Origin of the sequence: Pseudactinotalea sp. Z1732 (genome assembly GCF_049724975.1) — a bacterium.
Taxonomy (GTDB): Bacteria; Actinomycetota; Actinomycetes; order Actinomycetales; family Beutenbergiaceae; genus CALKWS01.
Genome location: NZ_JBMPQC010000001.1, coordinates 492,353 through 515,332, shown reverse-complemented (window position 1 = coordinate 515,332; position 22,980 = coordinate 492,353). Strand labels below are relative to the sequence as shown.

Below are 22,980 nucleotides of genomic sequence, written 5' to 3'. Positions count from 1 at the left end.
GCGGGACATCCGGACATGGCAGGCTGGGGTTCTCGGCCTCTACGAATGCACGTGACGTACTCAGTTCGGCAGCCGGCGTACGCCATAGCGCAGGTGGAGCACTCGGTTGCCCTGAATGATCAGGTCGGGATCGTCCAACAGGTGCTGAACATCGACCGACCCGAAGAAGCGCTTGCCCGAGCCGAGCACGACGGGGACCACGTCCATGCGCACCTCGTCAACAAAGCCCGCGGCGAGGAACTGGCCGCCGACGTCTCCGGCCGCGACCTCGACGGTGCGGTCACCCGCGAGGTCCCGCGCCTTGGCCACCGCTGCCTCGATACCGTCGACGAAGTGGAACGGCGGCCTTGGGTCCCAACCCTCGGGGGGCGGGCGGTGGCTGACGACGACGACGTGGTCAACCCCAGCCGGCGGCGCCCCGTCCCAGCCGTCGGTGATGTCGAAGACGTGGCGCCCGGCGATCGTCACCGCAAGCTCGTCCCAGTAGGGGCGAACGTAGTCGTAAGACGCCTGCGACACCTTCAACACGCCGCTCTCATCCAGCGCCACCTCACCGCTGACCAGCCACTCGAACAACGGCCCGGGGTCGTCGTTCTCGGCTGCGATGAAGCCGTCGACCGACACCGACGCGTACATGACTACCTTGCTCATGGGGACTCCTTCGATGGGGGGATCTGTCCCTGCAGTCTGCGCGCGTCGAGTTGCTCGCTCTTGTAAGAATTCAATCGGCCGGCAACGGCCAGCCGTCGAGCACGTGGCCGGGATGCTCGCGCAGGAAACGCCTCCGGACCTCGACGTACCGGGTCGGCGTGAAGCCGGTGAACTCTCGGAACTCGTGAGCGAAGTGCGCCTGGTCGAAATAGCCGGCGCGAGCGGCGAAGTCTGCCCAGTCGATCGGGTCGGCGGGATCGAGGGCGAGCACGGTGGTGGAGAAGCGGTGGGCTCGGGCCAGCCGCTTCGGCGTGACGCCGATGACCTGCTGGAAACGTCGTGCCAGAAGGGTGCTGCTGACACCTCTCGCCACGATGAGATCGCCGATCGGCACCGTCCCACCGGTCGCCGCGATGGCGGCGCTCGCATGGCGAACCAGATCCAGCCCGGGGATATCCCGCAACTGACGCGTCAGCGCCGCCTCGAGCAGGGTCAGCATCTGGTCGGGTTCGGCCACTGCAGCCAGCTGGTCTCGCAACTCGGTGATGGTGGGCCGGCCCCACACCTGCTCGATGGTCGCCGGCCGGTCGCGCAACTCGTCTGCGGCCATCGGCAGGAACGGTGCCAGCCCCCACGCCTTGAAGTGCACGCCGACCGACCGGCTGGAAATCGGGTAGCTGAAGTCCCACGCACGGGTGGGCGTGCTGACCACACAGCCGTCGGCGTACTCTGCCGCCTCGACGGCGTTGCCCGCACGGATGTGAAACGGCGCCCCGAGATTCACGATGAGCAGCGGCGCCGGCGCCGCCGGCAGCGTCAACCGGCGGTACGGCGGCTCGCCCGCCAGGTAGTAGATGTCGTGGACCAGGCCGTCGAGCGGCGGCCGCGGCGCCCTGGACACGTACTCCATGCGTACAGCATTGCCGACCACGCAGCTGAGGCGCGAATAGCAGGAACTACCCAGGACTCGCCGGTCCCATTGCTCTTCCCCGCACGTCGATCCCCCTACGGGGCCGGCCGGCCACCGAGAGGCGAAAGTGCAGCCGGAGAGTCAAAACTCATCCGAGGTGTTGCGCGATGTCTAGGGCGTGTCTGCTAAAGATTTCGAGGCTGGTCAGCGATCGTGGAGCTCATGGTTCGTGATGGAGTGATTAGTGATGAGTTGTGGGCGGCCCTGACGCCGGCGTTGCCACAGGATTCGGGCCGGCGTGGTCGTCCGTGGAACGACCACCGGGTGATGCTGGAGGGGATCATCTGGCGGTTTCGCACCGGTTCGCCCTGGCGGGATCTGCCGGTGAAGTTCGGGCCGTTCCAGAGCGTGTGGGAACGGCACAAGCGGTGGTCACAAGACGGCACCTACACCCAGATGCTGGCCGCTGTGCAGCAGGAAGTGGGCCTGGACCCCAAGGAGGCGGAGGCGATTTTGTCGATCGACTCCACCAGTGTGCGTGCCCATCAGCACGCGGCCGGTGCCCGCCGGGACTCGGTTGTCACGGACCCAGAGCAGGACACAGGGGGCAGAATCGAATGACAAGAATTCTCGCCTCGTGCCCGGTGAGCCGCCGGATCATGCCCTGGGTCGCTCCCGCGGCGGGCTGACCGCCAAGGTCCACGTATTGGCCGATGCCTCCTGCACTCCGGTGCTGGCCCTGGCCGGTGCGGGCCAAGGTGGAGACAACCCGATGCTCGCCCCGCTGGTGCAGGCCCTGCTGACCACCGGGGCCAGGGGCGACTTTCGTCTGCTGGCAGACAAGGCCTACTCCCACCCCAGTACCCGGATATATCTGCGCGCCAAGGGCATCAAGCACACCATTCCCGAACGATCCGACCAGATCGCTCGCCGCAAGGCCAAGGGCTCCAAAGGTGGACGTCCACCGGGCTTCGACGCCGAGGTCTACAAGTTACGCAATACCGTCGAGCGAGCCATGAACCGGCTCAAACAGTGGCGGGGCCTTGCTACTCGATACGACAAGTACGCCATCACCTACCTTGGCGGCATCACTCTGGCGATGATCATCGGGACCTACCGGGCCAAGAAATAGCAGACATGCCCTAGACCCCAACGCGACGAGTGTTGCCGAAGTCCGGAGAGTTGCACCTGAGGTGCATCCCAATGCAGCGGCTCGCGGCATCCTCAGGAGAAGCCACTGTCTTGCCTCAAGGGAAACTCGAGGCTAGGCTTTCCTTGAGGGAAAGAGAGAGTGGGGAGAAGGCCGTGGGACTGCCGGAAGGGGCGCCGAAACGCAGTGAGGCACAAGCCACGCTCGACGAGGTAGAGAGGGTTCGCTCGGTCAACGACGAGCGGCTGCGTCGTCCCGGCCGGTACTGGACGATGCTCGGCGGCTTTCTCGCGGTGTTCGCGATCGCACCCCTCATCATCGACCGGGTGCCGGACCCGTACGGCTACCTCCTGCCGCCGGCGCTGATCCCGCTCATCGCGGCAGTGAGCATGTGGGGGGCACCATCGGCGAAGCCCCGCTATCGGCTCAAGGACGCCAAGGTCTCCCAGCTCGTCGTGCTCGTCGTTGCGTGTGGAGTGTTCGTTAGCATCAACTCAGGGCTGTACCGGGCGTTCGAGTTGTGGTGGGTACCGGTGTGCGCTGCGGTCCTGGCATTCGCCGTCGGGGCAGTGGGAGGCCGTCGGCTGGATCGCTCGTGGGCGCGGGCGGCGAGCCGCGGTGAGTAGACCCGAACAGGATGGCGCCGCAGCCCCAGGCGGCTTCGCCGGCCTCGACCCTCTGATCCACCCCCTGCAACGAATCAAGATCTGCGCGTTTCTCGATCCAGTCGAGGAAGAAGAGTTCGGCGAGCTACGCGATCTACTTGAAACCAGCGACTCCGCACTGAGCAAGCAACTGTCCGTGCTAACGGAGGCTGGCTACGTCGAGCAACGACGCACGTCGCGCGGCGGCCGCAGTCGAGTACGGGTGCGCCTGACTCCAGCGGGGCGTCGTGCATTCCGAGGCCACCTCGACGCGCTGGCAGTGCTCGCTCAAGAAACCTGACGTGACGAAAGCCTCGCACGGGGGTGTTGTCCATTTGCGACACATCCGTTGCGCACGGTCTGCCCCAACGCGACGCTCGACGGGTACTGAGGGCGAATGTCGTACTCCGCCCCGGTGAAGGATACGTGCCGAGGGCTGCCCGAGATCGTGCTAGCCGGCGTTTCCGTAAGACGAACCGCCCACGGGGGATCGACAACTGGCACCGTTTGGTGCCAAACTGGCACCATGAGACGAATGAACTTGCGAGACGTGCCTGAGGATGTGTATGCGGCGCTAGCTCAGGCGGCCGAGGCCAACCGACAGTCGCTGTCGGCGTTCGTCGTCGAGCGGCTTACCGAGGTCGCGAGGGTGACGCGCCTCGACGACTACGTCGCGTCGTACCAGCCCCCTGAGGGTAGCGGTGTGACCATCGAGGACGCGGCCGCCGCGGTGCGGGAGGTGCGCGAGGCGTCATGACCCTTGCCGTTGTCGACGCTTCCGCCCTGGTCGCCTTCTATGCGGCCGACGATCCGCGACGGGAGGCAGTTGCGGCTCGGCTGGCGGCTGGTGACGCGCTGTTCGCACCGGCTCACTTAGACGCCGAGATCGTGTCAGCACTGCGCGGCCTGAGCCGGCCGAATACCACGCTGCGGGCGTCCGTCCCGGCGGCGTTGCGGCACCTGGCGGGTTTCCCCATCCGGCGGATGCCGCTCGCACCGCTGCTACAGCGGATCTGGGAGTTGCGCGAAAACCTCACCGCTTACGACGCGGCGTACGTTGCCCTAGCCGAGCGGCTGGACGGCAATCTCATTACCTGTGACAGGAAGTTTGCCGGGGCAAGCGGACCGCGCTGCTCGTTTCAGCTGATCACCTGACTGCTCGTCTCGATGGTCGATCCTCGATTGGCGAGTGACGCACTTGGCCACGTAGTCAAGTCAGACCGCGCGTTGAACTTCGGAGGGTGAGAGCGCGAGCCAGTACCGGTGCCGGTGGGTGGTTCGTCCCCGCGTAGGCCGGGGAGCGAGAGGACGCAGGGCGTGCTGCATAATCATGTCTGGTCCGCCCTGGCCGCGATTCCGGCATGGGACAACAGCATCGAGTTGACTTCTCTGTATGCGCACCCAGACCTGTACGGGGCGACGAGCCCACCCCAAACTAGACTTCCGAATACGTTCCGAATACGATGGGTGGCATGACTCTCGCAGCCGACCACCCCGCGTACACCCGGCGCTCCTCGGACCTGAGCAAGCACTCGGCCGAGGTCTTCGCGGAAGCCGAGGACCACCCTGTCACGGTGACCCGCCGCGACGGCGAGTCCCTGGTGCTCATGTCCCAGCGCGAAGCCAACGCCCGAGCCGAGCTCCTGCACATTGCCGCCACTCTAATCACGGTGACGCTCGAGGAAGGGCCGCTGAGCGAGCGCATGGCGAGCCGGTACCCGTGGATGTACGCGCTGAGCTCCCAGGACCGGGAGCAGTGCGCCCGGGACCTTATCGACGCCGCGAGGGCGTCCTTCTCGACGCAGCAGCCGCACCTGGCAATCGCCCAGCTCGCCAGCTGGCGTGAGACGGCCACGGCGATCGCCGCAGGCCTGGGCTCGCAGCCGGTCGAATGGCTCGACGAGAACGACGACGCCGTCGTCGTCACGGTCGTCGAGCGCCCCTGAGCATGCCCAAGGAGACAGTCGTCCCGCGACCGCCGAAGAAGTCGGAGTACGTGCTGAAGTACGCCACAAAGCAGTCCGAGAAGGGCTGGCGCGACCTTGTGGCGACGATCAGGAACCCCATGAGTGAGACCTGGGACTTCCTGACCCGTACACCCCTGATGACGACCCCGACCAACTACGAGCTCAAGGGACCCCTGGCCCTGATCACCCGGGGCGGCCAGACCTTCCAGCGCTGGCAGCACAAGCCCACCCTGAAGGGGACTGCGCGGGTGTGGTTCTACGTCGACGGCAGCACCGTCTACCTGGAACAGGTCCACACCGCACATCCCAACGAGACCAAGTAGCAGGGCATGGGAAGCTTCACCCCGCGGGTGATGCGCCTGCTCTCGGACAGGCTGACCGGTACGCCGGTGCGCGAGATCGACGCGCTGTTCGAGGACCGGGGAGTCGCCCTCGGATCGCCGCAGCCGCGCGAGAACGACGAGAGCGTCCGGCGCGAGCGGATGCGCCGATACCTCACGAGCCTCGACCTGGACGATGCCGTCGGAGTTCAGCGCCTGACCGAGGTGTTCGGCGACGTGCTGCAGAAGATCATCGAGGACAACCCGACAGGCTGGGCCAGCAACGACGGGCTACGGGACAAATGGATCCGGATTCTGCGCGAGGACGCAGGCTCGGCGACAGCGTCGACACGGATCCACGGCTCGCCGTGAGCACCGCCAAGGCCCTGATCGAGTCGACCGCCAAGTGCGTTCTCACCGCACGCGGGCAGAGCTACACCCGAGCAGCGAAAGTGCCTGCCCTGGTTAACGCCGCCCAGGAATCGCTCGGCCTCGCCCCCAAGTCAGTCAGCGACGAGGACCGCGCGCTTCGCCAAGCCCTGCAGTCGCTGGTCACCCTCACCCAGAGCGTGGCCGAACTCAGGAACAGCGTCGGCATCGATCACGGAGCCGAGGATGTGCCGAGATGGGTGCGTCCACGACACGCCCGCCTGGTCGTCGGCGCGGCTCAAGTCTGGTGCCAGTTCATGCTCGAGACGCTCGCCGATCCCGATGCGCCCTGGCGTCGCTCGAAGTCCTGACCACAGCCAGCTTCGGATGCAATCGACCTCGCTGCCGCGGTTCGTCTCCTGCCCGCCGAATGTCTCGGCGGGTTTGGTGACACCAGCGGACGAACGCCTGAAACCAAGTGCTCCGGCCGCTCGCGGCGTCAACCACCAGACCGTCTTGTGTTCGAGCCGATCCGCGCAACTACCGGCAAGTTGGCGAAGCACGCACTGGCAGATGCTGTCCGACCGCGTCCTGCTCGCGGAGCGCTGATCGCCGGCCAACGGACGCCACGAACCTGCGGCTCACCCACGGGATCGTCGACTCCCGAGCGGCCGCCCTGTCCCGTGGCTGGACGACATACGACGACACCGGCGGCTCATCGTTGATGGGGTTAACCATCGTGCTGCAGGGGTGTGCCGAGCGGACGTCCGCAAGCGTAACCGCGTCGCCTTATACCGATCCTTCACCGGTAGGGAGCGCGGCAGCAGGTTGAGGAGCCGGCCTCGCGTTGGGGTACACCCTGCGCCACAGACCTGTGGCGGGCGGTCGGAGTTAAAACGCCCCAGGGCCAAGCGAACTGTACGCATTGGGGTGAGTCTGGGATCGTTGCTTCAGTGATCCGACGGACGACCCTTGAGGACCTGGCCCAGGCCCACGTACCGTGGCTGAAGCCGGACGGCTGGCGGCCGAACGGTCACTCGTTCGTGGAGTTGGCGGGCGATCAGATCGTGGGTGCGGCAATGCGATGTCCGAACCGCGTGCACCCGACACGAGAAATCGCGTGGCTTCAGCTACCCAGGACAGGGCCGAGCGGCCTTCTCGATGCGCTCGTGGACGTTGGTGGCCTACCGATGTCCATCAAAACGCGGCCGTGCAGTCGAGAGCAGGCCGCGGTGCTCTCGGTGGGAGGAATCCGGTACCAGCACTGCCCAGCCGAACTCGTGTCCACTGGATCGGAATCACTCCAGGCCTGGTGTGAGGCCAACCATAATGCACCGGTTGAATCTGCCTCTGGGTGGACGAACGAGAACCTCAACGACGCGTGGACGCGCCTCTATGAGGTCGTGCATGCCTCATGGTCTCCAACCGCCGAACGATCGGCGCTTCTCGCCGAGTTTGGACCCATGATCGCCGAGGAACTCAATACCGAGCGCTCGACCCTGAGCCTCATCGAAGGGGGCCTGGTCGCCGCGTGCTTCGTCTTCGGCACGTCAAACGACACCGAACTCGAGGCCATCACCGAGGCCCTGGTACCGAAGCACCCAGGTGCTCGACGGGCTGTCGCTGCGTGCATGGCCAAAGTCCTCGAGGAGGCAGCCGGAGTTCCGGTGATGTTCGATGGCCATCTCAGCGATCCACACTTCTATCCGCTCCTGCAGACCCTTCCGGAGGTCCAGGCGAACGAACTCGCCCCACTCGACCTCCTGGAGATCTCATCACGCTCGCCGTTGTCCACCGGCTCAGAACGAGGCCCGTCCCATTAGGGTGCACCCCGCTGCATCCTCCATTCGAACGGACGAAATGTTGCTTGGCGGTTATGTGGCGAGGTCCTGTCGCCGCTGCAGGTCGGCGTCCGTCCGTTCCGACTTCGCACCGATCGCGGACTTCACAAACTGACATCCCGGTTGACGTTCCGCTTACGAGACGAATTCGATGAGACCTACGAGGGGCATCCTTTGCCGCTCGCGAACACAGCGAGCAGTCCCCGGGGCGCATCTGCCACTGGGCCCTACGACACAACTCCGCTCGCGTGCATTGTTTGGCGCGAGGGTTGTCACTCAGGGTCGCCGTCGGCTACCCATTCCAGGAGGTCACCCGGTTGGCAGTCGAGTACTTCGCACATCGCCGCTAGGGTGCTGAACCGGATCGCCTTCGCCCGACCGTTTTTCAGGACTGCGACGTTCGCCGGGGTGATCCCTACTCGTTCGGCGAACTCAGCCACCGGCATCTTCTTCTTGGCCAGTTCAACATCGATGCGAACGACGATGGCCATCAGATGACTACATCCATTTCGCTTCTGAGCGTGGTGGCACGGACTAAAAGTGTGCGCATAACTGTCATCAGCAGAGCAAGCCCCAAGCCTGTCAGGGCACCACCGATCAACATCAGGCCCCACAGCGGCGGGCCCGCTACAGTCGCTGACTGGTAGGCGATCGTCGCCATGCAGACGAGGCTGCTGCCGAGGAAGGCTCCAATGATTCCGTCGACCCAGCCGAAGGCGCGGGTTGAGAATACCTCACCGCTTCGGACAAACCCCAGTAGCCGCAAGGTGCAGATGATGCCGACCTGGACACAGATCAGACCCAAGATCGCCAGCGTCAGGATGGGCCAGCGCATATGGGCCTCATCTGGCAGATCGCGCGCCACCACCCCAGACAGCCAAGGCAGGCCAACTAGTTGGACCGCAGCGATGACGACCAGGGCAGCCACCAGCATGGCTTGCAGGGCAACGACGACGAAGCGATTACTCATGCCCTCGAGCGTAACTAGCGTTCGATCGAAAGTCGATAGATATCTATCTTGCTTGCAGCGGTTGGTAACCGGGCTCCCGCACGAACACTGAACAACGGAGGGAGCCACCGTGCCGTTGGGCGATGGTGGGTAACACTTACGGTCCTGGGGACATGTACAGGGTAAGTCCGTCCGAGGGAGGAGTTGACGTGCCCGATGGCTCGCGCGAGCAACGCTTTCAAGCCTTGTTCGATGCCAGTTTTGACGACCTCACGCGGTTCGTCCGGCGGCGAATCCGTGAGGGTGATGACGTTGTTGCCGAGACCTACCTGGTTGCCTGGCGGTCGCTGGAGCAGGTCCCGCTCGGTGAGGGTGAAGGCAGGGCCTGGCTGTTCACCGTGGCGCATAACCTCATGGCCAACCAACGCCGCAAGGATGCCCGCTTGGTGGCGTGGGAGCCCTCAGATGTTCCGTCCGAGGACGAGTTCGAAGCAGCAGACACCCGCATCGACCTCTCCCGCGCATTCTCCCGACTGAGCCCAGAGGACCAGGAGGTCCTGGCACTGGTCGTGTGGGAAGGCTTGACCTCGGCCCAAGCCGCCTCGGTCCTGTCCATCACGGCACGTGCCTTCCGTGTCCGACTGCATCGGGCCCGTCGCCGACTACGAGTTGGGATGCATCGACCCCACTCAGCCCCCACACCCATTCTGAGGAGCAGTTATGACGTACCTCGATGAACTCAGGCGCATTGATCCGGCCGGACCTGCCGATTCGGCTGCGCACAAGCGACCCGAAGCGCAACGACTTGCCGAGCAGATCATGGCGCACCCGGTTGAGCCTGCCACCATCCGGCGCCAAGGCTCCAGGCGCATCCTGCTGCTGGCAGGTGCAGCCGCCGCGGCGGTAGTTGGCGCGCTGGTCTTCGTCCCCGGGCTGACCGGTGACGATGCCTATGCCACGTGGACCGCAGTGCCCACGCCAGCTAGCGCTGATGTTAGTTCCGCCGCCGCCGAAGCCTGCAGTATGTTGATGGGCGAGGTCAATGCAGCGGCTGAAAGTGCCTCTGGCAGTCCCACTGCGGTGCCCGGCAGCAGCGATGCGGAAATCGTCGAACAACGCGGGGTGTTCACCTACGTGGTGCTGCACTCTGCCTCTGCTCGCGCGGGCTGCCTATTTGAGGGTGACCTTGAGGACCCAACCGCGTACTCCGGCTCGCTCATGCACGTCGGCAACTACGACGAGCCGGAGCCAGATGGGATCAGTGCAGCAGTCCTGACGAACAGCGAACACGACGGGGAGCACTTGGTCTTCATCAGTGCCCGATCCGGCCATCTGGTCCAAGGTGCTGAGTTGCACGTGCCCGGCACACCTGAACCCGTGCATGCCAGCATCGACGATGGAATTCTGGCAGCCTGGGTGCCTTCATGGATATCTGACGCGCGGGACATCACCCTACGGCTGCACCTGGCTGACGGCTCCTCCGTCGACCTCGATCAGGAGCAGATTCATACTGCGGGACACGCAGACTGATATGCGCGCCCAGCCGAGATCTTGTTCCGGCGCAGTGACGCGCGTCCAGTTTCAACGAGCCTGCTGATAGGTCAACGTTCCGCAGGCGGATGGACAAATGGAACCTTGTCAATCTTCCCGGCAGCCCGGCGTTGCTGCTATGTCGGGGGTATGCGGCATAGTGCAGGGCAACAGCGAGAGACGGAACCCAGCGCGTGACCGACCCCCAGAACCCCGACCAGGATGCCCCAGCCTCAACGGTGTTAGAAAGTGGTGCTTCATTGACTGCTGAGAGTCTTACCCCGGACGGGTTTCGGCACGAACTTCGATCTCTTGCGTCGTTGTTTCAGGTCGAGCGCCACGGCACCTACGTGGAGCACCTCGAGAGGGTTGTCGAGGACGTCAAGAATAGGAACGTGGCATTGACGGGCCGGTACGGCACCGGCAAGTCCAGCGTCCTGGACGAGTTCGAGGATAGGCACCAAAGCAGGGTGCTACGGGTTACCATCACAACACTTGGACCGGACCGCGATGGCGAGGGACTGACCAACCGGATCCAAAAAGAACTGGTCAAGCAGTTGATCTACCGGACCGAACCCGGCGAACTGCGCTCTTCACGCTTTGCCCGCACCGATCCCATCGCTTCCAAGTACGCTTGGCTACAGACCGCCGTTGCCACAGCCGTGCTCGGGCTCTTCCTCGGCCTCGGCGGATGGTTGCCCGATGTCGCCGCCTTCCCTGACGACCTGTCGTGGACCTGGAGGTCGGTCGGCGCCATCCTGCTGTTCGTCCTAGCCTGGCTGCTGTTCTACGGCGCGGCGACCACTATCGCTTGGTGGCTTCGGATGGCAGCGGACAGCCGCATCATCACCAGCCTGTCGACGGCCGGGGCCTCGATCACGCTCGGGGAGCGCGACGACACCTACTTCGACACTTACCTCGACGAACTCGTCACGTATTTCGACCGGGGCAACGAGGACTACGTCATCCTCGAAGACCTCGACCGGTTTGACGACCCGGCTATCTTCGATTCGCTGCGCGAGCTGAACACTATCCTCAACGCCTCGCCGGGCCGAGGTGCGGCCGCGCCCGATCGGCAACTGTGCTTCATCTACGCCATCAAGGACAGCCTGTTCGAGCGGCTCGTCGAGCCTGAGCCCGAGGAGAAGGACGACCGCGGGAAGGCAGAAGCAGAGAGCCGAGCAGACGACGAGAAGACAGCCAGGCCTTGCGAGAACGCCGAGGACCGGACCAAGGTGCAGCGTGAAGTCCTAGCCGAGAGAGCGAACAGAACCAAGTTCTTCGACGTCGTCATCCCGATGGTTCCGTTCCTGTCGCACCGCAACGCCCGCGACGTCCTAGAAGGGGAGCTGGCCAAGCGCAGCATCCCCACCGGCACCGTGTCGCGGGCTCTGCTATCGCTGGTGGCTCGATACGTCACCGACATGCGTTTGCTGCTGAACATCCTCAACGAGTTCACCGTGTACGCCCAGCGGCTGTTGTGGGTCAATCATCCGGCCCCCGAACTGACTGGGGACCGGCTCTTCGCCCTGGTGGTGTACAAAAACTTTCGCCTGGCCGACTTCGAGGCCGTCCCTACACGCAAGAGCGCGCTCGACGACCTGGACCGTGCCCATCGGACGCTGGTCCGTCACGCCGTCTCTACCCGTCAGGTTGAGCGCCTGCAGGCCCGCGAGTCGGTCACCGAGGCCGGGCAGAGCGCGCTCGCCGATCGCTTGGGCCGCGAACTGGTGCTCGTGTCCCGAGGTGTCCTGCTTGCAAACCAATCTAATCTCAGAGAGCCAGTTCGCTACCGAGTCGGCACCGAGCACTTCGATGTGTCTAAGGTGGGCACCATCGCGTTCTGGGAAGCGGTGGCGCAGAATCATAGCATCACCGTCGAACCGTTCAACGGGAGGCGGCCCCACCCGGGCGGCGCCAAGGAAATCAACGAGACAGCACTGCAGAGTTGGTTCCCCGACGCCTTCACAGAGGGGGTCTGGCCGACCGAACGGAACACCGCCGCCCATCGCCGAATCGAGCTCCTCACCCAAGAGATCGACTTCCTTCGCGGGGCCGGGTACACCGACCTGTTGGAACGCCCCGAGTTCACTGACAAGCAAGGCTTGACGTTTTCCGTTCTCCTGGAGACGCTCCTGACTTCCGACATCGCCAGGGAACTCGTGCGCAAGGGATACATCAACCGGAACTTCGCGACCTACTCGGCCGCCTTCTACGGCACCTTCGCAGGCATCGACGCCGAGACCTTCTACTACCGCGGCGTCCAACCCAACGAGATGCTGCTCGACCACCGTTTCGCGAGCGAGCACTCCCTGCGCAACCTGCTCGAGCAGCTCGACGACACCGAACCCGACTTCTACCGCACCGTCAGCGCCCTCAACCCGCAGATCGTCACGTACCTCCTCGAGCACCGCTCAGATAGGGCCTGCAAGATCGCCGGCTTCCTGGCGTCGCACTTCGACGACAACGCCCGCGAGTTTCTGGCCACGTACCTCGCCGAAGACCGCGCCCCCCACGCCACGCTCGTCGGTCTGCTCGCCGCGCATCCCTGGCCTAGCCTCTTCGACTATCTGGCCTCCGACGCCGTCCCCGACACGCTTCGGCTGGGGCTGGTCAGCACCGCCCTGACGACCGCCACCGGCGTGGTCGACTTTGCTCTGGGCGACGGTATCCGCGGCTACATCGCGAACCACTACGCCGAGATCGGGGCTTTCACCGAGAAGCAGAGCCAGCAGCGCGCGGAGGTCGTCAAGGACTTCGCCCGCGAGTGCGACGTGCAGGTCGAGGACCTGACCGGTGTCGCGCAGCCGCTACGAGGCCTTCTGGTCGCCGCGCAGATGTACGTCCTGACAGCCAAGAACCTCCGGGCCGCCCTTGGAGTTACAGGACCAGTGTCGCTCGACGTAGTCGGAAAGAACGAGGGCGTCAACATACGCTGCCTCACCGACGTCAGCGCCTACCTGCAAGCCGTCGACGAGGACCCCGCCACCCCGTTCGCCGTCGAGGAACCCGAGACCTTGCTGGCGTTGCTCACCGGAGACCATGAATGGTCCACCAGCCTGCTGAACTCTACCCTGGACCGCAGCAGCCCCGGCAGCGCCCTCAAGGACCTCTCGAAGGTCCCGCAGGCCACCTGGAAACCGCTGGCTGCGCGCCACCGGTTCGCCCTCACTGTCCCCAACTTGACCGAGTATATTGAGCACTTCGCCGTCGACGCGGAACTGGCAGGCCACCTGACCGCCCAGGGAGCCGCAATCCAGACCCATGGTGGGCCCTCCGACGACGTCGACGAGGCGTCTGGGCCGCTGCGGGCATCGCTGGCGCTGAGACTGCTCAATGCCCACGAAGAGCTCGAGGCGGCACATCGGGCCGACTTGGCCATTCAGTTGGGCGTCGGGCCGTCCGACCTACCGCTCGGTGAACTCGAGCCAGCCCCAGACGACCTGTTCGCCGAGATGCTCGACCGCGGCCTATTGAATATCGGCGAGGAGGCATTCGACCGGTTCGCCACCGCGGGGTGGATGTCCCTTTCCCAGGCGCTTGCCCGCCACATCGAGCTCCGACAGTTCGTGAGCGCATCGCGGATGAGTGAGGCACTTACTCAAGGGTTGCTCGAGGACGACAAGGCGGCTTCGGGGCTCCACGACCGGGTCTTTGCCGACTTCGACAACTTCATCGCCCCGTCCTCGCAGGAGGTCGGGCTCCACCGCGCTGCAGCACGTAGAGCCGTGAAGCGTGGGGAGAAGTTGAGCATTGCCCGCATCAGCCGGATCGCCAATGTTGCCCCTGATCAGGACACCGTCATTCCCCTGCTTACTGCCCATCAGGGACTCGACGGGGCCCGACTGGTCGAGATCTTGACCAAGTTGGGAGCGCCATACGACAAACTCCAGACAGCGGACGAGGAGGGCGACGTGCCGGCGGGGGACGCCGCCGCGACGTTGTTCAACCGGCTCGCCGCGACAGACAGGGTCAAGCTTATGAAGAAGAGGACGCGGTTCAAGGTCCTCTAACAGGACCACCCGCGCGTGCTGGTGGTCCTGCCGGAATTTCCCGCGCGGCGAGTAGAGAAACTCAGCTACTGCTATCCGTGCTGAGAGGGCGGCTACGGAGGCATGCCTCGCCCCGACATGGTGGGCAGGAGGCAGTTGGTGGGCAGGAGGCAACTAGTGGTCGATCGCCCGCAAGGGTACGTTGCGCCGCGGCGGACAGCGTGCGGCCTGGTGCCGGGCTGAGCGCGACCTGGGGCCCATCCCGCTAGTGGATCCTCCATCGAGACAGCGCGATCGGTGGGCGCCTTCGTGGAAGATGGGACGTATGGCTGCCGTGACTCGTCTCTTGACCGTCGTAGACATCGACGACAGAGCCGTTCCCCCTGTCTCGCTCGCCGACGGGCCGATATTGGATGGCTCCGAGCCGGGGTGGGCACCGGTTAGGCAAGAAGTTCATCCTGAAGATCCGCGAGTGATGTCACTCTCGGCCTTGTTCATGGCCGTCCTCGACGACGGTCGCCGCCTCACCGTGCTCGATGATCGGGGTTGGACCGAAAGCGGACCACCCAACATTTGGCGCCATACGTCCGTCGAATCGATCACGGCGCAGGCTCGTACGGTAGTCGGTCCGGACGAGCCGCCCGAGGGCCACTCCGAGGAGGCCTCGGCGACCGACCATTGGGAGTACCTCGCGGGCATTCTTGACCAGCAGGGCGTCCAGATTGCTGCCGGAGAGCTCGAGCATCTGCCCCATGACGTCGAGCTCACCGAGCGGCTACGCATCCGTCTGAGCAACGCCTGACGTTCTGCCGGGGAGCAACGTGCCGACGGATCTCGATCAACGCGTCACGAGGGCCGGACACGCCGCCCCGCAGCACGAGCAGATCGGCAAGCATGATGGTGGCGTCCCGCTGGAGATCGGCTACGGGACGGCTCTCACCTCTGGTCTGGGCTCGACTGCTCATCGAGGACACTACGGACGAATTTCGCCTTCCCCGCCGTGTACGCCTCACGGTCCGTGGTGTGTTCCGTGGCCAATGTCCGTTTCAGCTCCGCGTAGCGATGCATGAGCACCGGATCAGCGCGCAGCGCATCGCGGAACGCCAGCTGCTCGGCCCAGCGCGGGCTGTTGGCCGGCAGAAGGTGTAGGTGCGCTGCACGGTGGTCGTCGATCACCTGGACCAGGAAGCGACGCCACGGCCTGGCGTCGAGTTCGGCGGGGACGAGGTGCCAACCATCAGGGGACAGGGCTTGTGCTACAGCGTCCGCACAACCGAGGTCGACTACCGCTGCCTGCACGTCGATCACCGGCTTGGCTGCCAGGCCGGGCACGGCCGTCGAGCCGACGTGTTGCGTCGGGGCAACCAGCCAGCAGGCCAGCACGATCTCCAGCTCCCGACACAGTTGCGCTCCGCGTCGCTGCCACTGCTCATCGGGTGGGTGTACATGTATCTGCTTCGTCGCCCACGTTGGCCACTGGCTCATGAGCACATCGTCCCATTCACCGATCGTCTTTCGGGACGCTCAGGGCGACCTGACGGATCGGCCGGCACATCGGGCCCATGGCTCAGCAGCCTTGCTCGCGTGGAGGAAAGCCACCTGCGTGCTGTAGCCGAGGACCTCGGCAACGAGCGAGGACGGGCATTCGAGGACGAGCTCACCGATGGCTCGGTTGCGGGCGCTGAGGGGTTGACGCCCAGGTCGCGCAGCCGCTCTATGACGGTGTTGGGGTGCAGGTGATGGCCGGCCAGTGTGCTGGGGAGGCTTGCAGAGTTGATTCCTCTGATCCAATACTCAGGCCACCTCGTGACGTCATCTGGATTACAGGCCGGGTGTCCATGCAGGTGGCCACTAGACACTGGGTCTGGCGCTGATCGGGGGGGCGACTATCTGGTGCCTGGGGGCCGCGCGGTATTGACAGGCCCGGGTTGATCTAGTCAGCGGCTCGTGGTCAGGACGGACGGGGGGTTGTGCCGCTGCCTTGTCGGCCCTTACGCAGCCCGATTTCGTATGCGGTGAAGGCGATCAGCGTCACCGTGATCAATGGGAGGACAAACCATGCCATCACGGCGGTAAGTCCTTCCAGTGCGTCGTGTGCGGTGGCAGCCAGGATGAGATACCCGAGGTAAACCAGATACAGGGCTACGAACAGGGCGCCTTCCCATCGCGCCACCGTGAAGCCGGTGAAGGCTACGGGCAGCAAGGCGATCGCGGCCGCCAACATTACCGGGATATCGAAGGCCAGGGCGGCGCTGGATACGGGAATGCCCTCGAGGGAGATCATGGCTGGCAACCCGAGCACGACTCCGATGTTGAAGAGGTTGCTGCCGACCACGTTGCCAATCGCCAAGTCACGTTCGCCACGGCGCACGGCGATGAGGGAAGTCGCCAGCTCAGGCAGAGATGTGCCGATGGCCACGACGGTTAAACCGACCACTAGGCTGCTCACCCCGAGCGTGGTGGCGGTGTTCACCGCGCCCTCGACGAGGAGCGTGGCCCCGGTTACCAGGAGAGCAACTCCGAACACCACGAGCAGAATCGACTTTCCGCTCGAGGCCACAGGCAGTTTCTGGGCCTGGGCGGAGGTGCCGATACCCGGGGAACCCTCAGCCAGCTGCATAACAGGGGCCTTGGACTGTGTCCTTCTGCGGCCGATGGTGACGGTCAGCACGGTGTGAGCGACCACGGCACCGAACAGGATTAGCCCGTCTACCGCGCTGATCACCCCGTCGAGGCAGACCAGCACCAGCGCCGCGGACAGAGAAAGCATCAGGGGGAGATCAAAGCGCACCAACCGTTGTGTCGCGGCCAGCGGTAGAACTAGAGCGGAGAGGCCGAGAATGAGCAAGACGTTAGCAATGTTGCTGCCGACCACATTGCCCACCGCCAGTCCGGGTTCGTCGCGCAGGACCGCACCGATACTCACCGAAAGCTCGGGCGCCGACGTGGCCGCCGAGACCACGGTGAGCCCGACCACCAGGGAGGAAACCCCCGCTCGACGAGCCAAGGCGGAGGCCCCTCGCACCAGTACCTCCCCGCCCAGCACCAGCAGCACCAACCCGACAATGATCCGCCCCAGGTCTAGAAGGTCCATAAGTAGGAGTGTAAGGATCACAACCCGAGTCGCGATGAGCACTCCATCGACCCGGTTGAGCACCCGCATGAGGATCGGGATCTGGGACTTCAGCAGTGTCCCGGGCGTGGTGTGCGAGCGGCCCCCCGGGAGCATCCTGGCCCGCTCGGGCGCCAACCGCCGGTCGATCGTGGCCGCGCTCATCCGGGAGAGCAACTCAGCCTTGGCGACACCTCGGGGCTGTTCCCGAACACGGTGGTTCGGGGAGCACAAGGGCATCCCCGCACGGTCACGCTCCGCGTGAAGATCGGTCGCCGGACTCCTCTCCGATGTCCTTGAGCTCGTACGGCGCGAGCACCATGTGGAGGCACAACCACCAGGTGTAGACGCTGGCTGCTCCCCACAGGGCTGCATCGGTCACGAGTCCGTGGGCGATCTCGTTGCGCAAGTTCGGCCCGACCTGTTCGAGCAGCACCGACTGCAACTCGAAGGCGAGGTTTTCACCCAAGAACACCTTCGACTCAGGCATCTCGAGAAGCGAGCCGAGCGCCTTTTCGGTCTCAACTCCGTTGTCGCCGATGTTGAGCGTATGGAGACCTTGAGCCTTGAGCCGCAGTCGCACCATCTGCTCGATCTGCGGCACCAGGAGCGACAGCGCCGAGGGCATATCGCCGTTGAGTCCGTGCCAGATGCCTCGCGCCCACAGGCCGGCATGGCGAATGGGAACCGTCGGGGACTCCCGGCACACTGATTCCACGAACGCCAGGTCAAATCGGTGCTCGGTGCTGATGACCTCGAGCGCCGGTGCAATGAGAGTTTGGACGACGAGCCCGATCCGATGATGGTTGCGGCTCACCAACTCGTCGATGATTTCCTGTTCAGACGGCTCAGATGCGGGGTCACCCGCCCCAACGCTGACCTTGCGTCCGTCCCCGCTCATCGTGGACCTAGTCAGCAGCCGGAGGATGCCGTTCGCAAGGTGTTTGCGTGCAGACTCCGTCTGCTCATCGAGGTCGAACAGCGTCGCAATTCGGGAAAGGGCGAGCAGGGCCGCGGGACGCTCCAAGCCCGATACTCGGTTCTGAGCCTTCTTCACGAACTCATAGATCTCGATCGGTTCTCGCTCGAGCGGGCTCATCTCCTCGAGCGAGAGTTCGCGCAGTTCCCGCAGCCATTGTTGTCGCTGGCTGATCACCTCTTCAAGCCCATGGGCAGTGCGGTACTTGCGCGGCAACAACCGCAGCGCTTCGAGTGACTTCTCCAGCGGCCCGCTTGCACCGAGCGCGGAGCGCTCCCTCGCCATCCGCATCTCGGCTTCCGTCGCGTACGAGTCGGCAACCAGGGCCTGGCACCGGCAGGCGCCCTCATCACGCTGGCCGCGGTTCCACCATGCGGACGCTTCGCGCAGGAGCGCACGCTCGGCCCGGCTTCCTCGTGTTGTGTGTGTCGCGAACTCCTCCAACCGCTCTCCCAGGGCACGCGCCTGTTCGGGGGTGGTCTTGCCAGCACCCCGAAGGACCTCGGACACTTGTGCCTGGAGGTAACCGTTGCCCCCGTCGCCAGCGAGGAAGGCCACCAACGTGGACGTGAGTTTCTCCAACACGGCCGCGCCTGGCTTGCCTTGCCGTCGTGCCAGTTCCACGACCCGGCGGTAGCTGTCATGTCCAGAGCGTACCCACGCATCCCAGGTCAGCGGCACCGCCAGGTATGCATCGGCGGCCATGAGCGCCACCGTCGGATCGCGAGGGAACCGGTAGGTCCACACAACGTCGGCGATCCTGGCGCGCAGCACCACCGGCTCGATGATAGGGAGTGCCTGTGCGAGGAGCGTCAGTTCGGCTGCGTCGAGGTCGCTGGGAACAACCGTGCGCGATCCGCCTGACTCCATGGCCGGAGAGAACGGCTCGTCCCAAGAATCCGGGTTGAGCATCGCCGAGGTGGCACGCGCCATGGCAGTCAGCGTGCGTGATCGTACCGAGGAGCTGCCCTCGCTCTCGTGGGCGCGTTGCGCCAGATCTGCGAGCAGACAGTGCAGCACCTCCGCAGCCTCGAAGACGGCGACATCCTCGCTCTGGCTCACAGCCTCCCACCAGGAAGCATCGGGCACCTCATCTGCCGCCTCCTCGGCCTGGCAGGAAGTGCTGGATGCTGGCGGGGTCGTCGAGTCATCGTCGTTGGCCATGCCTCAACCCTAGGCAAGGCGCGGCACGAATACGGCGCGGCCGGCGGGCCATGCGCGAGGTGCCGAACAACCTCGGCGCGAGCAGCATGATCGGCCTACGGGACGTCAGTCAGCGCCAGCGCCTAGCGACGGCCAGGGTCGGGACGGACTGCTGCACGCGTCCTCAGGGTCGGCGGGCTCATAGCCGGTCACTGCCAGGTCCTCTTGCCAGGCCCTCATCGATGTCGGCTTGAGATCGTCGCTCTCGGACGAGTTCCGGGTGAACCAGAGAGCCCCCGCGATGCTGTCTGCAATCAGACGAACGCTTCCAACCCGCGAATGACCCAAGACATTATCGCGACCCCCTGCGCGCTGCTGCGACACTTACTCAGGGAGACTAATCGCGAGGACTGACTCTGACCATCGAAGCGGCGTCATTCCTCGATCGACTGCCAGCGGCCCTCCTTCTCCATGTCCGGAGGCGGAGGAAGGTCGGACGCCGTGTCGTTGTAGTGGGTGCTCACGGTGCTCACGTAGTCGCGCAGCATGCGATCCAACTCGGGTAGTTGCTCGTTTACAGTTGTCATGTGCTCGGACTTGATGCCCTTTTGCATAACGAACCCGAGTTCGGACAACTTGTTGATTTCCACGTCCAGGCGCTCCGCTTTCTCGACAGCCCACGAGGGACCGAGCACGCGGAGCGCGAGCACGGCACCACGAAACCTGTCCTTCGTGCGGTTGAACTCGTCCATCATCTCTGAAAGGCCCTCGGGGGCTCGTCGGTACTGCGCCTTCACGTAGATGCCGTGAAGCAGCGATCGAATAAGCCCGGCGGTGTCGCGCGCAAGTCCTACCGCTTGGAGCACCCGTTGCCGCTCTGCGGTTTCTTCTGCTTCTCGCGCCTGGCGTTCCGCGTCGCCGCGAAGCGTGCGCTGATTCAGCCACCATCCGAGGACGATGCCTGCCGGACCGAGCAGCCACGGGATCACGTCTTGCACCATGCCGAAATTGTGCCGCACAGCACCGACACTCGACCGGAACCAGGACCGCACGGGCGGCATAGTGGCGGAAGGCACCGGGTCTCGGGTTTGCGGCTTCGGACTGTCTCGCAAGCCGAACGTTCAACGCAGAAGCGCTCCGCTGACCTGCGCCAACGTCCGTGCTCATTCCGGGCCGTCCCGTTAGACCAGTCCGGTGATGTGACCGGTGAGGGGGCGTTATCTGAACGCGCTCTCGGTGACCCCGCAACAAGCGGGCGTGGCAGGCGCTGTCCAGCATCGGCTGGGGCGGGCCAGCGTGGTTCCAGGGCCACGAGGGCGTGTCATGCCGCATCCGCGTAGTGCCGCGACGAGGGACTCCACCCCAGGTATCGGTCCAGGGGTGCGCCTCCTCCCCGGGGAGGAGGTGGGGCACGCCCGATCTCGTCGCCAGGGACGTTCTACTCCCTCTCGGCCGCTCGTAGCGTCGTCAGTGTCGCCGGCAGCAGTGCCGGTGGGAACTGGAGCAGAGCACATGATCGAGGTGACGCACCTGACCAAGCGCTACGGCGCCGCGACGGCGGTGGACGACCTGTCCTTCACCGTGCGGCCCGGCACGGTCACCGGCTTCCTGGGACCGAACGGGGCCGGGAAGTCGACGACGATCCGGGCGGTCGTCGGGCTGGAGAGGCCGACGTCCGGTTCCGCCACCGTGGGTGGGCAGCGGTACGCCGACCTGCCCGCCCCGCTGCAGGAGGTCGGCACGATGCTCGACGGCCGGAACGCTCATCCCGGACGCACGGCGCTCGGCCACCTGATGGGACTGGCGCGCACGCACGGCATCGGTCGGGCGCGCGTCGAGCAGGTGATCGGTCTCGCCGGCCTGGAGTCCGTCGCCCGTCACCGGGTCCGGACCTTCTCACTGGGCATGGGCCAGCGACTGGGCGTCGCCGCGGCCCTGCTGGGAGACCCCGCCACCCTCATCCTCGACGAGCCGGTCAACGGCTTGGACCCCGACGGCGTGCGGTGGATCCGTCATCTGCTGCGGGCCCTGGCCGCCGAAGGGCGGACCGTGTTCCTGTCCTCCCACCTCATGAGTGAACTGACCGAGACCGCCGGCCGAGTCATCGTCATCGGACAGGGGCGGCTGCTGGCCGACGAGGACCTGCAGACGCTCGTGGCCGCGACGGCCGGCGCCGGTGTGGTGCGGGTCCGGGGGGTGGACCCCGGCCCTTTGGCCCGCGCGCTGGAGGACCGCGGGGCCACCGTCGTCATGTCGCAGGCGGGCGTGCTGGAGGTCACCGGCGCCGACGCCGGGGCGGTCGGCGCCCTCGCAGCGGACCTCGGGGTCACCCTGCTCGAGTTGTCCACCGTGTCGGGCACCCTCGAAGACGCATACCTGGTCCTGACGGCCGACGCCGTGCAGTACCGGACCACGGCACCGGCCCGGACGGAAGAGACCCGATGAGCACCGTCGCCGACCTGCCCGCTCCCGTCGGCCTGCCAACGCGACCACGCGCTACCTTCGGCCGCGTCCTGGCCTCCGAGTGGTCCAAGGCCTGGGGCCTGCGTTCCACGCGGTGGGCGGCCGCGGTCATGGTGCTGCTCACCACCGGACTCGTCTACCTCAGCGGCATCGGCTCCCAGGTCGGCCCCGAGGGGTACGGCAGCCTCGCCTACTTCGTCACGAGCACACTCGTGATCACGCAGTTCCCGATCTTGCTCCTCGGGGTACTGCTGGGCAGCGGGGAGTTCTCCAGCCGGAGCGCCGGGCCGACGTTCGTCGCCGTCCCGTCCCGGACGCCAGTGCTGCTCGCCAAGGCGCTCGTGACGGTTCTGGCTCTCGGTGTCCTCATCGGCGCCACGGAGTACCCCGCCGGCGCGTCCCGTTCGACATTCCTCGCAGTCCCCCGCCGGGTGCCCGTGCTCGCTGCTCAAGGGCTCACCGTCGCCGCAGCCGCGGCACTGACGGCGGTTGCGGCGCTGGGGGTCACCTTCCTCGCCATCCTGCCGCTCCGTGGCGAACTCGTACTCGCACTGGACCCCTCCGACCCGGAGGCCACCCGCATGCTGGGCGGCTTCGTCCTCTACCTCGTGGGCTCGGCGCTGCTGGGCACCGCCCTCGGCACCCTCGCGAGAGGGCCTGCTGCGGGTCTGGTCGCCGGGGTGGTGCTGGTGTTCCTCCTCGAACAGATCGTCGTGCTCCTTGGTGCTTCGTGGCTGGTGGCAGCCCTGCCGGGGTGGGCGGGACGGCTTGCGGTGGCCTCCGACGCCGGCGCCGCACAGAACGCCGCCCAGGCGGGAGTGGGCATCACCCCGTGGCTCGGCCTGGGCGTCATGGCGGTGTGGGTCGTCGTGCTCTTCCTGGTCGCCGCGGTGCGGCTACGGCGCAGCAGTATCTGAGGCCCGCACGTGAGTCGCGAGACGGTGGCCTGGCACACTCCAG

General features: G+C 65.5%; 23 protein-coding genes and 1 pseudogene. 16 read left to right on the top strand and 8 right to left on the bottom strand.

Annotation, left to right across the window (positions count from 1 at the left end; all coding sequences use genetic code 11):
• Positions 1–60: 60 nt before the first annotated feature.
• Entirely contained in the window at positions 61–651 is a 591-nt protein-coding gene (locus ACPL7H_RS02450; RefSeq protein WP_424795549.1) for a dihydrofolate reductase family protein, read from the bottom strand.
• Between the two features lie 70 nt (positions 652–721).
• On the bottom strand, positions 722–1,561 hold the full coding sequence (locus ACPL7H_RS02445) for a helix-turn-helix domain-containing protein (RefSeq protein WP_424795548.1): 840 nt from the start codon (positions 1,559–1,561) through the stop codon (positions 722–724).
• 222 nt (positions 1,562–1,783) lie between these two features.
• Here ACPL7H_RS02445 and ACPL7H_RS02440 point away from each other — a divergent pair.
• From ACPL7H_RS02440 to ACPL7H_RS02395, 10 genes and pseudogenes are all read left to right on the top strand, one after another.
• Positions 1,784–2,693, top strand: a pseudogene (locus tag ACPL7H_RS02440) (IS5 family transposase).
• Between the two features lie 71 nt (positions 2,694–2,764).
• A complete protein-coding gene (locus ACPL7H_RS02435) occupies positions 2,765–3,337 on the top strand; it encodes a hypothetical protein (protein ID WP_424795547.1) in 573 nt (190 codons plus the stop codon).
• A complete protein-coding gene (locus ACPL7H_RS02430) occupies positions 3,330–3,656 on the top strand; it encodes a transcriptional regulator (RefSeq protein ID WP_424795546.1) in 327 nt (108 codons plus the stop codon). Before ACPL7H_RS02435 ends, ACPL7H_RS02430 begins: the two co-directional genes overlap by 8 nt.
• Before the next feature lie 234 nt (positions 3,657–3,890).
• Positions 3,891–4,112 (top strand): hypothetical protein, encoded by a 222-nt coding sequence (locus tag ACPL7H_RS02425; RefSeq protein WP_424795545.1) that lies wholly within the window; start codon positions 3,891–3,893, stop codon positions 4,110–4,112.
• A complete protein-coding gene (locus tag ACPL7H_RS02420; protein ID WP_424789355.1) occupies positions 4,109–4,510 on the top strand; it encodes a type II toxin-antitoxin system VapC family toxin in 402 nt (133 codons plus the stop codon). Before ACPL7H_RS02425 ends, ACPL7H_RS02420 begins: the two co-directional genes overlap by 4 nt.
• Before the next feature lie 317 nt (positions 4,511–4,827).
• Positions 4,828–5,301, top strand: coding sequence for a prevent-host-death protein (locus ACPL7H_RS02415; protein ID WP_424795544.1), 474 nt, complete (start codon positions 4,828–4,830; stop codon positions 5,299–5,301).
• Between the two features lie 2 nt (positions 5,302–5,303).
• Positions 5,304–5,645: a hypothetical protein gene (locus ACPL7H_RS02410; protein ID WP_424795543.1), complete on the top strand. Its 342-nt coding sequence runs from the start codon at positions 5,304–5,306 to the stop codon at positions 5,643–5,645.
• Between the two features lie 6 nt (positions 5,646–5,651).
• Entirely contained in the window at positions 5,652–6,014 is a 363-nt protein-coding gene (locus ACPL7H_RS02405; protein ID WP_424795542.1) for a hypothetical protein, read from the top strand.
• The gene (locus ACPL7H_RS02400) at positions 6,011–6,382 is read left to right on the top strand and encodes an abortive infection family protein (RefSeq protein ID WP_424795541.1); all 372 of its coding nucleotides are present in this window, start codon (positions 6,011–6,013) and stop codon (positions 6,380–6,382) included. The genes ACPL7H_RS02405 and ACPL7H_RS02400 overlap by 4 nt, the downstream gene beginning before the upstream one ends.
• 1,092 nt (positions 6,383–7,474) lie before the next feature.
• Positions 7,475–7,834, top strand: coding sequence for a hypothetical protein (locus tag ACPL7H_RS02395; protein WP_424790760.1), 360 nt, complete (start codon positions 7,475–7,477; stop codon positions 7,832–7,834).
• A 290-nt stretch (positions 7,835–8,124) separates the two neighbouring features.
• Here ACPL7H_RS02395 and ACPL7H_RS02390 read toward each other — a convergent pair whose 3' ends face one another.
• Both ACPL7H_RS02390 and ACPL7H_RS02385 read right to left on the bottom strand, forming a co-directional pair.
• Positions 8,125–8,343, bottom strand: coding sequence for a helix-turn-helix domain-containing protein (locus ACPL7H_RS02390; RefSeq protein WP_424790761.1), 219 nt, complete (start codon positions 8,341–8,343; stop codon positions 8,125–8,127).
• Positions 8,343–8,822, bottom strand: a complete 480-nt coding sequence (locus ACPL7H_RS02385) for a DUF2975 domain-containing protein (protein ID WP_424795540.1) — start codon at positions 8,820–8,822, stop codon at positions 8,343–8,345. The genes ACPL7H_RS02390 and ACPL7H_RS02385 overlap by 1 nt, the downstream gene beginning before the upstream one ends.
• A 188-nt stretch (positions 8,823–9,010) precedes the next feature.
• Between ACPL7H_RS02385 and ACPL7H_RS02380 the strand changes: the two genes are divergently transcribed.
• The 4 genes from ACPL7H_RS02380 (at position 9,011) to ACPL7H_RS02365 (ending at position 15,125) form a co-directional block, all read left to right on the top strand.
• Positions 9,011–9,538 carry an RNA polymerase sigma factor gene (locus tag ACPL7H_RS02380; RefSeq protein WP_424790763.1) on the top strand — a complete coding sequence of 176 codons (528 nt, stop codon included), beginning with the start codon at positions 9,011–9,013 and terminating at the stop codon, positions 9,536–9,538.
• Positions 9,522–10,331 (top strand): hypothetical protein, encoded by an 810-nt coding sequence (locus ACPL7H_RS02375; protein WP_424795539.1) that lies wholly within the window; start codon positions 9,522–9,524, stop codon positions 10,329–10,331. Before ACPL7H_RS02380 ends, ACPL7H_RS02375 begins: the two co-directional genes overlap by 17 nt.
• 194 nt (positions 10,332–10,525) lie before the next feature.
• A complete protein-coding gene (locus ACPL7H_RS02370; protein ID WP_424795538.1) occupies positions 10,526–14,344 on the top strand; it encodes a hypothetical protein in 3,819 nt (1,272 codons plus the stop codon).
• Positions 14,345–14,648: 304 nt separating this feature from the next.
• Entirely contained in the window at positions 14,649–15,125 is a 477-nt protein-coding gene (locus ACPL7H_RS02365) for a hypothetical protein (protein WP_424792914.1), read from the top strand.
• Positions 15,126–15,259: 134 nt separating this feature from the next.
• Here ACPL7H_RS02365 and ACPL7H_RS02360 read toward each other — a convergent pair whose 3' ends face one another.
• From ACPL7H_RS02360 to ACPL7H_RS02345, 4 genes are all read right to left on the bottom strand, one after another.
• Positions 15,260–15,808: a GrpB family protein gene (locus ACPL7H_RS02360; RefSeq protein ID WP_424792915.1), complete on the bottom strand. Its 549-nt coding sequence runs from the start codon at positions 15,806–15,808 to the stop codon at positions 15,260–15,262.
• 466 nt (positions 15,809–16,274) lie between these two features.
• Complete coding sequence (locus ACPL7H_RS02355; RefSeq protein ID WP_424795537.1) at positions 16,275–17,417, bottom strand: calcium/sodium antiporter; 1,143 nt, start codon at positions 17,415–17,417, stop codon at positions 16,275–16,277.
• 268 nt (positions 17,418–17,685) lie between these two features.
• On the bottom strand, positions 17,686–19,578 hold the full coding sequence (locus tag ACPL7H_RS02350; protein ID WP_424795536.1) for a DUF4209 domain-containing protein: 1,893 nt from the start codon (positions 19,576–19,578) through the stop codon (positions 17,686–17,688).
• A gap of 413 nt (positions 19,579–19,991) precedes the next feature.
• Entirely contained in the window at positions 19,992–20,558 is a 567-nt protein-coding gene (locus tag ACPL7H_RS02345) for a hypothetical protein (RefSeq protein WP_424795535.1), read from the bottom strand.
• Between the two features lie 511 nt (positions 20,559–21,069).
• On the opposite strand from ACPL7H_RS02345, the gene ACPL7H_RS02340 reads away from it, so the two are divergent.
• Together ACPL7H_RS02340 and ACPL7H_RS02335 are read left to right on the top strand one after the other, a co-directional pair.
• The gene (locus ACPL7H_RS02340) at positions 21,070–22,002 is read left to right on the top strand and encodes an ABC transporter ATP-binding protein (RefSeq protein WP_424795534.1); all 933 of its coding nucleotides are present in this window, start codon (positions 21,070–21,072) and stop codon (positions 22,000–22,002) included.
• The gene (locus tag ACPL7H_RS02335) at positions 21,999–22,937 is read left to right on the top strand and encodes a hypothetical protein (RefSeq protein ID WP_424795533.1); all 939 of its coding nucleotides are present in this window, start codon (positions 21,999–22,001) and stop codon (positions 22,935–22,937) included. The genes ACPL7H_RS02340 and ACPL7H_RS02335 overlap by 4 nt, the downstream gene beginning before the upstream one ends.
• Positions 22,938–22,980 lie beyond the last annotated feature (43 nt).